The 9316-nt window shown below is 64.8% G+C and carries 7 protein-coding genes; 6 read left to right on the top strand and 1 reads right to left on the bottom strand.

All coding sequences use genetic code 11. The features are described from left to right. Positions 1–87 precede the first annotated feature (87 nt). Complete coding sequence (icmF, locus tag PI87_RS27255; RefSeq protein ID WP_039600879.1) at positions 88–3375, bottom strand: fused isobutyryl-CoA mutase/GTPase IcmF; 3288 nt, start codon at positions 3373–3375, stop codon at positions 88–90. A gap of 314 nt (positions 3376–3689) precedes the next feature. On the opposite strand from icmF, the gene PI87_RS27260 reads away from it, so the two are divergent. From PI87_RS27260 to PI87_RS27285, 6 genes are all read left to right on the top strand, one after another. Next, positions 3690–4172: a hypothetical protein gene (locus tag PI87_RS27260; RefSeq protein ID WP_052321802.1), complete on the top strand. Its 483-nt coding sequence runs from the start codon at positions 3690–3692 to the stop codon at positions 4170–4172. 153 nt (positions 4173–4325) lie between these two features. Next, on the top strand, positions 4326–5351 hold the full coding sequence (locus tag PI87_RS27265) for a hypothetical protein (protein WP_039600880.1): 1026 nt from the start codon (positions 4326–4328) through the stop codon (positions 5349–5351). Between the two features lie 243 nt (positions 5352–5594). Further along, the gene (locus PI87_RS27270; RefSeq protein WP_039600881.1) at positions 5595–6797 is read left to right on the top strand and encodes an ammonium transporter; all 1203 of its coding nucleotides are present in this window, start codon (positions 5595–5597) and stop codon (positions 6795–6797) included. 102 nt (positions 6798–6899) lie between these two features. Next, on the top strand, positions 6900–7256 hold the full coding sequence (locus PI87_RS27275) for a DUF427 domain-containing protein (RefSeq protein ID WP_039600882.1): 357 nt from the start codon (positions 6900–6902) through the stop codon (positions 7254–7256). A gap of 141 nt (positions 7257–7397) precedes the next feature. After that, positions 7398–8141 (top strand): helix-turn-helix domain-containing protein, encoded by a 744-nt coding sequence (locus tag PI87_RS27280; RefSeq protein WP_039600883.1) that lies wholly within the window; start codon positions 7398–7400, stop codon positions 8139–8141. 112 nt (positions 8142–8253) lie between these two features. Next, positions 8254–9246: a DMT family transporter gene (locus tag PI87_RS27285; protein WP_039600884.1), complete on the top strand. Its 993-nt coding sequence runs from the start codon at positions 8254–8256 to the stop codon at positions 9244–9246. Positions 9247–9316: the final 70 nt, after the last annotated feature.

Here is a 9316-nt window from a genome sequence, read left to right on the forward strand (position 1 = left end):
ACAAAAAAGCTGACAAGCCCAACAAAGAAAGTGAGTCAGCCCCGGCAGGGGATGAAACAAGGGATGCACCACCAACAAAAAGACCAACTACATATTCCGCCGATACTGCCCGCCAACCTCAAACAGTGCATGCGTAATCTGCCCCAAAGAACAAACCCGCACCGCCTCCATCAACACCGCAAACACGTTCTGATCCTCAATCACCGCCCGCTGCAAACGCTGCAGCATGGCGGGCGACTCCCCAGCATGCCGTGCATGAAACTCCCCCAGCCGCGTGAGCTGACTCTGCTTCTCTTCCTCGCTTGAGCGCGCCAGTTCAATATGCGGCGGCACCACGTTCTCAGCCTCCGGATTGCGAAACGTATTCACCCCGATGATCGGCAGCGAGCCATCATGCTTGCGCTGCTCATACAGCATCGACTCTTCCTGAATCTTGCCGCGCTGGTAACCCGTCTCCATCGCCCCCAGCACACCACCGCGCTCGGCAATCCGCTCGAACTCCTGCAGCACGGCTTCTTCCACTAGGTCAGTCAACTCATCGATGATGAAACTGCCCTGGTTCGGGTTCTCACACTTGGCCAACCCCCACTCACGGTTGATGATGAGTTGAATGGCCAACGCGCGCCGCACCGATTCCGCCGTGGGCGTGGTGATGGCCTCGTCGTACGCATTGGTGTGCAGGCTGTTGCAGTTGTCGTAGATCGCGATCAGCGCCTGCAGCGTCGTGCGGATATCGTTGAACGCAATCTCCTGCGCGTGCAGAGATCGGCCGGACGTCTGCACGTGGTACTTCAGCTTCTGGCTGCGTTCATTCGCGCCGTACTTGTCGCGCATCGTCACCGCCCAGATGCGGCGGGCCACGCGGCCGAGCACGTTGTATTCCGGGTCCATGCCGTTGGAGAAGAAGAACGACAGGTTGGGCGCGAAATCATCAATGTGCATGCCGCGCGCGAGGTACGCCTCCACATACGTGAAGCCATTCGCGAGCGTAAAGGCCAGTTGCGAGATCGGGTTCGCTCCGGCCTCGGCAATGTGGTACCCCGAGATCGACACCGAGTAGAAATTGCGCACCTGCTGGTGCACAAAATACGCCTGAATATCGCCCATCACCTTGAGCGAAAACTCGGTCGAGAAGATGCAGGTGTTCTGCCCCTGGTCTTCCTTGAGGATGTCGGCCTGCACCGTGCCGCGCACGTTCTGCAGCACCCACGCGCGAATTTTCGCCTCCTCGTCTGCCGTCGGCTCGCGGTGGTTATCCGCGCGGAATTTGGCGAGGTTCTGGTCGATTGCGGTGTTCATGAACATCGCCAGAATCGTCGGCGCGGGGCCGTTGATCGTCATGGAGACGGACGTGGCAGGGCTGGTCAGGTCAAAGCCGTCGTACAGCACTTCCATGTCGTCGAGCGTGGCGATGGACACGCCCGAGTTGCCGACCTTGCCGTAGATGTCGGGGCGCACGGCCGGATCTTCGCCATACAGCGTGACGGAGTCGAAGGCGGTAGACAGGCGCTTGGCGTCCATGCCTTCGCTGACGAGCTTGAAGCGCCGGTTGGTACGGAAGGCATCGCCCTCGCCGGCGAACATGCGCGTGGGGTCTTCGTTCTCCCGCTTGAACGCGAACACGCCGGCGGTGTACGGGAAGCTGCCCGGCACGTTCTCGCGCATCAGCCAGCGCAGCACTTCGCCGTCATCTTCGTACGGCGGCAGCACCACCTTGCGGATGGTGGTGCCGGAGAGCGTGGTGTGCGTGAGCGCGGTACGGATCTCCTTGTCTCGGATCTTCACGACGTATTCGTCGCCGGAGTACGCACGGCGCAGGTCGGGCCACATGGCGAGCAGCTTGCGTTCGGTTGCACCGATCTGCGCGTCGCGCTCAACCGCTTGCTTCTCCAGCGCGGACAGCGTCTGCACCGTGGCGCCGGCCTGCTCCAGCATGCGGTGGCTCGCTTGCAGTTGCTGGCGCTCGCGGGCAAGGCAACTCTGCGCTTGCACACGGCGGTGGTAGCTGCGCACGGTGTCGGCCAGTTCTGCCAGATAGCGCACACGTGCGGGTGGCACGATCGCATCGTGGCTGGTGGAGCATTTGCCCTCAGGGCGCGGCAGCGTGCGCTCGGCCAGCGCCATACCGCGCTCGGTCAGCCGATCGGCCAGCGCGTGGTACAGCGCCGTCACGCCATCGTCGTTGAAGTGCGAGGCCTGTGTGCCGAACACCGGCATGTCTTCTGGCCGGGCGTGCCATTGCTCGCGGTTGCGTTGCACCTGCTTGGCCACATCACGCCACGCATCCTGCGCGCCCTTGCGGTCGAACTTGTTGATCGCCACCAGGTCGGCAAAATCGAGCATGTCGATCTTCTCCAGCTGGCTGGCGGCGCCAAACTCGGGCGTCATCACATACAGCGACAGATCAACATGCGGCACGATGGCCGCATCGCCCTGGCCGATGCCGGAGGTCTCGACGATGATCAGGTCGAAGCCCGCCGCACGACACGCCGCAATCGCATCGGGCAGCGCGTCGGAAATCTCGCTGCTCGCCTCACGCGTGGCCAGCGAGCGCACGAAGATGTGCGGATGGTTGATCGCGTTCATGCGGATGCGATCCCCCAGCAGCGCTCCGCCTGATTTGCGCCGCGATGGATCGATCGAGATGACGGCGATGCGCAGCCGGTCTTGCTGGTCGAGCCGGAAGCGACGGATCAGCTCATCGGTGAGTGAGGACTTGCCCGCGCCGCCCGTGCCCGTAATGCCGAGCACCGGTGTGTGCACCGTGGCCGCACGCTCCAACACGGCTTGGCGCAAGGCCGGATCGGCGCGACCGGCTTCCAGCGCAGTAATCAACTGCGCAAGCGCGCGGCGATCGCCATTGGCCACTGGCTCCAGCGTGGCGGGCGCGTAGGTGGAGAGATCGATATCGCAGCGCCGCACCATGTCGGCAATCATGCCGGCCAGGCCCATGCGCTGGCCGTCCTCCGGGCTGTAGATGCGCGCGACGCCGTAGTCCTGCAGCTCGCGAATCTCTGTGGGCACGATCACCCCGCCGCCGCCGCCGAACACCTGGATGTGCTCGCCGCCGCGCGCACGCAGCGCGTCGATCATGTACTTGAAGTACTCAACATGGCCGCCCTGGTAACTGGAGACGGCAATGCCCTGCACGTCCTCCTGCAGCGCGGCGTTGACCACCTCATCCACCGAGCGGTTATGCCCGAGGTGGATCACCTCGCAGCCCATCGACTGCAGGATGCGCCGCATGATGTTGATCGACGCGTCATGCCCGTCGAACAGCGAGGCGGCCGTCACGAAGCGCACCTTGTTGCGTACCGGCGCGGGCTCGCTGGCGGGCGTCGGATCAGCTGCGCGGGCTGCGGAAAGATCAGTCATGTCTCCACCTTGTTGAAGTGGGCGCCGGCGTGGGATGACTTGTGCGCCGCACAAGGTGCGGTGTGCCGGCCAGGGGCGAAGAGACAGTATTTTCGCGGCTTACGTAAACGTCAACCCGCCCGCCTGCAACACCCCGGCGACACCCCGCCGCGTAAGCCGATTCCTATTTTTAGGACCGTTCTTACAGAAACGTCAGCCGACATCGTCGACTATTTCCTCCACACAAATCACAGGAAATCACGTCGGCCCCGCGCAAGGGCCGTGCGGGCCCTCGGGCTCCGGCGTGTCGACGACACATGGTTATTTCATCTTCTTTGATCACAAGGCTTCGCAGCGTCGCCATTGGCGCCGCGCTTCTGGCCAGCGCATCACCCGCGCTTGCCGACATCTTTGAACCCGGTGACGAAATCTCCGTCCAGGCCAGCGTGTACAACATGCACTACAGCCGGGATGACCACTACATCAAGTACTCACCGCTGCTGGGCGTCGAATGGCGGCGCGACAACGGCTGGCTGGTGGGCGCGGCCGCGTTCCAGAATTCGTTCGGGCAGCCCACGCAGCTGGTGTACGGCGGGTACTTGTGGAACCTGGGCAAGTCCAACTTCTACGGCAAGCTGACCGGCGGCCTCCTGCACGGCTACAAGGGCGAGTTCCAGAACAAGGTGCCGCTCAACTACAAGGGCTTCTCGCCAGGCATCCTGCCGGCGCTGGGCTACAAGGCCGGCCAGTTCCGCACCGAGGTCCAGCTCTTCTGGACGAGTGGCTTCATGGTCACCGTGGGCTACTCATTCAAATAAAGCCAAGCGCCCCGCCGCCCCCGATTTGCGCAAACTGAAAGACAGAACTGACCAGCTTTGTCTCCGTGCAAGCCCCGTCTTGCGCACAATCCATACCTATCGTTAGAGTCGGACTTCGGCCGGAAACGGGTCCGGCCACAGGGGGATATTCCAATGCCAAGCCGCGCAACGATGCGCTGGTGTCTGACCGCCTTGCTGGCGTGGTCCGGCCACGCGCTGGCGTGGGACTACACGCCTGGCGCCATCCCCGGGCTGATCAGCGTGCTTGGCTTCCTGACTGTGCAGACGCAGGCGTTGGACCGCGCCATCCAGCGGTTTCCCAGCCAGCGTGAAGAGCTGATCCGCGCCCGCAACCAGTTCGACAACACCTTCCCGCAGGCGCTGGCACGCACGCGCCGCCTGATCGCCGGTATTCCGCTCACAGATGACGAGCGCCAGTTGCTGATCGAGCGCGCGCTCGACCTGCACCAGCCCAGCGTGGCGGTGTCCACGCAAACCCCGCAGACTGCCCATGCCCTGGCCCAGCGCGTGGCAGAGCGCGCCCAGGGCAGTCAGGACCGCGCAACGCTGCAGACCTTGCTGGCGGTGGTCTACGACGACCGCCCCGCGGAAGAACTGTCCAGCCGCTTCACGCAAGGCATCACGCTCTCTGACTGGCCGAACGCGAACGGCGCGAACCTGGCGCTGCGCTTGCCGTTTTCCTGGGAGCGCGTACCGCCCACCGCGCCGCGCAAACCCGATCCGGCCCGCGTAGCGATTGGCGCGTGGGCCAACCAGGGCGGCGCAGGGCTCTCGCGCATTGAGCTGATCGTGCGCCCCACCGAAGGCGAGCCCGAAGCCGTCTCCGACAACCGCGAGCCCCGCTGGATGCGCGATGCCATCCGGCAAGCCGTGGCACTGCCCTGCCGGATGACGGGCTGGGGCACGCAGTCGTTCGGCGGGCGCCCCGGCGTCTGGGCCAGCTACATCGGCGATGCCCCCGGCCCGCACGCGCCGCGCGCTACGAGCAACACGTTCATCGGCCGCGTCTATATCGTCCCGACCGACGGCGCATTGGTGATGCTGCACATGCAATCCCCCGCCGCGTCGCCCGAACAAGCCGGTGTCCTGCGGCAGCGCTATGAGCCGCTCTGGACGGCCGTGGCCACCTCCTTTGCCGTGTCGACGCCCAAGCCCTGACGCAGGGCGCACCATCTACGCGCATACCGCGCATCGACCGCACCAAATCAAGGCACTCACGCACCGAAATCGGGCTCATCTTGTGCGCGCCGCCGCCTCACTGGTCGCACGCACGGCTCTGGTGCGGCAAATCACGCTTTTGCACAGAGTTGGAACAACTTTTGCATCTGTCGGCGGCTTTTGCGTCATTTGAGGGCATCCTGCACTTGAACGGCGCTGGTCCCAACCCGCACGACAACCATAATGAACACCATCAAAACCGGGGGCGACGCGCTCTTCATCCTGCTGGGCGCGATCATGGTGCTTGCCATGCATGCCGGCTTCGCGTTCCTAGAGCTGGGCACCGTCCGCAAGAAGAACCAGGTCAATGCGCTGGTCAAGATCCTGGTCGACTTTGCCGTGTCGACCATCGCGTACTTCTTCATCGGCTATTCCGTGGCCTATGGCGTCAACTTCTTTACTGGCGCAGATGTGCTCGCGCAGCAGAACGGCTACGAGCTGGTGAAGTTCTTCTTCCTGCTGACTTTTGCGGCAGCCATCCCGGCCATCATCTCGGGCGGCATTGCCGAGCGCTCGCGCTTCGAGCCGCAACTGGCGGCGACCTTCGTGCTGGTGGGCTTCGTCTACCCGTTCTTCGAGGGCATTGCCTGGAACGAGCGCTTCGGCATCCAGCACTGGCTGCAGGCCATGACGGGCGCGGAGTTCCACGACTTTGCCGGTTCGGTGGTGGTGCACGCAGTGGGCGGCTGGATTGCGCTGCCGGCGGTGCTGCTGCTCGGCGCGCGCCACGGCCGCTACAAGGACGACGGCCGCATCGCCGCGCATCCGCCGTCGAACATCCCGTTCCTGGCCGCGGGTGCCTGGGTGCTGGCGGTGGGCTGGTTTGGCTTCAACGTGATGAGCGCGCAGACGCTGGACAAGATGAGCGGCCTGGTCGCCATCAACTCGCTGATGGCGATGGTGGGCGGCACGCTCACCGCGTGGTGGATGGGCAAGAATGACCCGGGCTTCTCGTACAACGGGCCGCTGGCCGGCCTCGTGGCAGTGTGCGCTGGCTCTGACGTGATGCACCCGCTGGGCGCGTTGGCCGTCGGTGGCATTGCGGGCGTGTTGTTCGTGTGGATGTTCACGCGCGTACAGAACGTCTGGCGCATCGACGACGTGCTCGGCGTGTGGCCGCTGCATGGCCTGTGCGGCGCATGGGGCGGTATTGCTGCCGGCATCTTCGGCCTGAAGACGCTGGGCGGCCTGGGCGGCGTGTCGTTCTGGGCGCAGGTGGCAGGCACCGCGGGCGGCATCGTGATCGCGCTCATCGGCGGCACGGTGGTGTACGGCGCGCTGCGCAAGATCGTTGGCTTGCGGCTGGATCGCGAGGCCGAGTTCATGGGCGCCGACCTGGCCATCCACCGTGTGTCATCCACGCCCGAGAGCGAGACACACTGGTAAGCACGGGTCACATCGGCACCGTCCAACACGGTAGGCGGCTATCCACTAGAGTGGAAGGACACCCCGCCTGCGCGGGGCCCTCCACGGTTGCAGGAGCACCGCATGCCCGATACCGAACTCGCCTCCCCCATCGCTGTTGAAATCAACCCGCGCCGCGTAACGGTCACCTTCAACGGCCACACCATCGCCGACACGCGGGCCGCACGCACCTTGCGTGAGCGCTCGCTTCCGCCAGTGCTGTACATCCCGCGCGACGACGTGCGGATGAACCTGCTGGAGCGCACCCAGCATCACACCCGATGCCCCTACAAGGGGCAGGCGTCCTACTACACCATCGTGGCCGGCGACGAACGCGCCACCAACGCGGTCTGGACGTACGAACACCCTATCCCGGCAGCCGAACAGGTGGCCGGCATGCTCGCGTTCTATCCGAACATCGTGACCATTGCCGAGGAATAGCCGTTGACACGTCGGTGTCACGCGCGCAGCGCACGATGTGCGCGTTCCTCTTCTCACGGATCCTCGTCCGTGAAAGTTCTGAGCCCGGTGCCTTCACCGGGTATTTTTTTGGGCGGACGCCGGTGCTATCCTCGCCCGATCATGCTGGACTTCCGCACCTACGGCCTCGCCGCCCCGCCTCACACCCATGACTTCGTGCAAGTCGTGATGCCTGCGCGCGGCGTGCTGGAGATGGACGTGGACGGCCGCGGCGGCTGCGTCGATACGCACCACGCCGCGCTTATCCCCGCCGATGCCACGCATGCCTTTGAAGCCGCCGGCACGAATACCTTCATCGTGCTCGACATCGCTGCGCAAGCCGTTGAAGCACCGGACCTGCGTGGCTTGGCCGACCACGTGTTCTTTCCGCTCACGCCAGGGCTGCGCGCGCTGACGGCGTGGCTGCAGAGCGCGCATGCGCCGCATGCCGGCCCCGTGCTCGATGCCACGCTGGCGACTGCGTGGTCGACCCTCGCGCTGGCGACGTTGGCCGCGCATCCGGCCAATCAATCGACGCAGTTGCACGCCCGCACCGATGCACGCGCCGAACAGGCCTGGCGCACCATCGACCAGCGCTATGCCGATCCGCTGACCATCGATGAACTCGCCGCCGATGTCGGCCTGAGCACGCGGCGCCTCGCCACGCTGTTCCGCGCGGCGTATGGCACCACGTTGCACGCCCGCCTGGCGCAAGTGCGGCTGGGCCACGCGCTGTCGCTGCTCGAAACCACTGCACTGCCCATCGCCGAAGTTGCCGCACGCACCGGCTACTACGACCAGAGCGCGCTCACGCGTCACCTCAAGGCTGCACACGGCATCACGCCCGCGGCTGTGCGACGCGGCTGAACCTCACCCCTCCCGTTTCCGTTTTTGCCAAAGCGCAGCCGTCTTCACCAAGACGGGCGCCGCGCGCACGCGCAAAGTGCCGGTTCGATTGATCTCACGGACCAGGCTTCACATGGCTGTTGGCGACACCTCCACCGCAACGCACCTTGCACAACCGCAGCACCGCATGCAACACGAAACACGGCGCGACCACCTCATGGGCCTGGGCTGCGGCGTGGCCGCGGGTGCGCTGTGGGGAATCATTTTTGTTGCGCCCAAGATGCTGCCGCAGTTCTCGCCCCTGGCGCTGTCGGCGGCGCGGTACGTGCTGTATGGCGTGCTCTCGCTTGCGTTGGCATTGCCCATGTGGCGCACGCTGTGGCGCAAGACGACGCGGCGTGATTGGGGGGCGCTGCTGTTGCTGTCACTGCCGGGCAACCTGCTGTACTACCTGTGCGTGGCGGGTGGTGTGCAGCGCGCGGGCGTGGCGCCGGTGTCGTTGATTGTCGGGCTGCTGCCGGTGACGGTCACACTGGCGGGCGCGGCTGAGCATGGCAGCTTGCCGTTGCGGCGGTTGGCGCTGCCGCTGCTGATGGCCGTGGCGGGAGTGGTGTGCATCTACTTGGATGCGCCGGCCCTGCATGCGGATGCTGGCGGCAGTGCGTACTTCATCGGCCTGCTGATGGCGGCGGGCGCTCTGGCGTGCTGGACGGTGTATGCGGTGTGCAATGCGCGGTATTTGCGCAGGCATCCGCAGTTCACAAGCCGGGAGTGGTCATTGCTGACGGGCATCGCAACGGGGGCGCTGTCGCTGGCACTGGCGGTGCCGGCGTTCCTGATGCCGGGGATGGCGACGGCCTCTGCTCAGCCCGCCTCTGCCTGGATGCTGTTCTGGTTGATCAATGCGGGTGTGGCGTTGGGGGCTTCAGTGCTTGGCAACAGCCTGTGGAATGCCGCCAGCCGGAAACTGCCGTTGACGCTGTCGGGGCAGATGATTGTGTTTGAAACGGTGTTTGCGCTCCTCTATGGATTTGTTTATGAGGGGCGGTTGCCTCATGGGTTGGAGGTGGTGGCTGCGCTGTTGTTGGTGGGTGGGGTTGCTCTGGCTGCGCGGCGGCACGGCTAGTTTTTTGGAGTTTTGCCTTGGTGGTCCATCCCCTGTTTCAGCCCCTGCTGGGGCTGACTCACTTTCTTTG

Source organism: Ralstonia sp. A12, from assembly GCF_000801955.1.
Classification (GTDB): domain Bacteria; phylum Pseudomonadota; class Gammaproteobacteria; order Burkholderiales; family Burkholderiaceae; genus Ralstonia.

Excerpts from the sequence above, each read along its gene's own strand:
- icmF (WP_039600879.1), bottom strand. The coding sequence starts at position 3,375 with ATGACTGATCTTTCCGCAGCCCGCGCAGCTGATCCGACGCCCGCCAGC.
- PI87_RS27265 (WP_039600880.1), top strand. The coding sequence starts at position 4,326 with ATGCCAAGCCGCGCAACGATGCGCTGGTGTCTGACCGCCTTGCTGGCG.
- PI87_RS27270 (WP_039600881.1), top strand. The coding sequence starts at position 5,595 with ATGAACACCATCAAAACCGGGGGCGACGCGCTCTTCATCCTGCTGGGC.
- PI87_RS27275 (WP_039600882.1), top strand. The coding sequence starts at position 6,900 with ATGCCCGATACCGAACTCGCCTCCCCCATCGCTGTTGAAATCAACCCG.
- PI87_RS27280 (WP_039600883.1), top strand. The coding sequence starts at position 7,398 with ATGCTGGACTTCCGCACCTACGGCCTCGCCGCCCCGCCTCACACCCAT.
- PI87_RS27285 (WP_039600884.1), top strand. The coding sequence starts at position 8,254 with ATGGCTGTTGGCGACACCTCCACCGCAACGCACCTTGCACAACCGCAG.